Raw genomic sequence first — 1640 nt, forward strand, 5'->3', positions numbered from 1 at the left:
AGGACGGCCTTCCGGTTGATCCGCAGCCCGCGGCACGCCGGGCGGGGGCTGCGCCGCGCGCAGATAAAAAGAGGGGGCGACGCTTTGCGCCGCCCCCTTCTAGGAGACCCCAAGACAGCGCCTCATGTTGTTGAAAGGAGGCGTTGCACCTCCGAGGCGACGATCCGCGAAGTCGACCCCTGACTTCATGTAGCGCGGATCAGCTGTCTTGCTTGAGATGAAGTATGCCCTTCATGAGAATGATTCGCAATGCCTCCGCGAAAGAAAACCACTCTCATTTGCGCCGACTTCATCAAACATTGATTGACGTCAAGGCGGGGTGGATGTAGCTCCGAACTCCGGCCGCTTCGGCCCCCGCCCCCTCCCTTGGACGGAAGGAAAAACCCTCTAGGGTGTTTCTGCAATATCTATTGGATTGCATCATCAACATGCTCATATTCCTAAAAATATGTGTGTTCTCCATACCGTTTTCGCAAGCAAAAACGCGCGTCGGCACGTAATCTTCACTTCACCGCAGCGTGAAACGCGGCGCCCGATGAGACGGCTCCGCGGCGCACCGGGGCTCCCCAGGGATCCCGTGAAGCAGCCATCCGCAACCCAAGAGGTCAGCCATGTACTTCTGGTTCACAACCCAAACCGCACCGGGGGCGGCGCGCTAAGAACGCACCGCCTGACGCACAAAATGATGAACATCCTCGTGAAGATCAGCCAGTTCGTGAACAAAACGTTTGCCCTTTGGGTCGTCGCCGCCGGCGTCCTCGGCTTCCTTTTCCCCGAGGTGTTCAAGCTTGTAGGGCCGTACGTGCCGGTTCTCCTCGGCGTCGTGATGTTCGGCATGGGCCTCACGCTCACCACGGCGGACTTCCGTGAGATCTTCCGCCGTCCGCGCGACGTCTTCGTCGGGATCATCGCTCAGTTCACGATCATGCCGCTCTCGGCCTGGGCGCTCTGCTGGGCCTTCCAGTTGCCGCCCGACCTCGCCGTCGGCATGATGCTCCTCGGGTGCGCCCCGGGCGGCACGGCCTCGAACGTCGTCACCTTCCTCGCCCGCGGCGACGTCGCGCTCTCCGTGACGATCACCTCGTGCACGACGCTCATGGCGCCCGTGGTCACCCCCGCGTTGATGTACTTCTTCGCCAGCCAGTGGCTCGCCATCGACCCGGCCGCGATGTTCATGTCGATCGTCCAGGTGATCCTCCTCCCGATCGCCGCCGGCGTGATCGTGCACCGCATCTTCGGCAGCCGCGTGAAGCAGGTCACCGCTGCGCTCCCGATCGTCTCCGTCGCCGCCATCGTGGTGATCATCTCCGCCGTCGTGGCGGGCACCAAGGGCTCGATCGTGAACGCCGGCTTCGTCGCCTTCGCGGCGGTCGCCATCCAGAACGCGATCGGCATGGGTCTGGGGTACTTCCTCGGTCGCATGCTCGGCATGGACGAGGCCAAGTGCAAGTGCCTGTGCTTCGAGGTGGGCATGCAGAACTCCGCCCTCGGCGTGGCCCTGGCCGGCGTGCACTTCGCCGCCGCCCCGATGACGGCGCTCCCGTCCGCGATCGGCGCGCTCAGGCACAACATCTCCGCTCCGGTGGTCGCCACCTTCTTCCAGATGAGGCATGCGAAGAAGGCCGAAAAGCCCGGGGCCG

At 63.4% G+C, this 1640-nt stretch carries 1 protein-coding gene; it reads left to right on the top strand.

Going from position 1 to position 1640, the window contains the following annotated elements; translation table 11 throughout:
* Positions 1–685 precede the first annotated feature (685 nt).
* Positions 686–1640, top strand: a 955-nt coding sequence (locus tag ACT6Y9_RS10855; RefSeq protein WP_443744540.1) for a bile acid:sodium symporter family protein, incomplete at its 3' end; no start/stop codon positions are given.

It is taken from the genome of Sutterella sp. (assembly GCF_052272535.1).
Lineage (GTDB): Bacteria > Pseudomonadota > Gammaproteobacteria > Burkholderiales > Burkholderiaceae_F > Sutterella.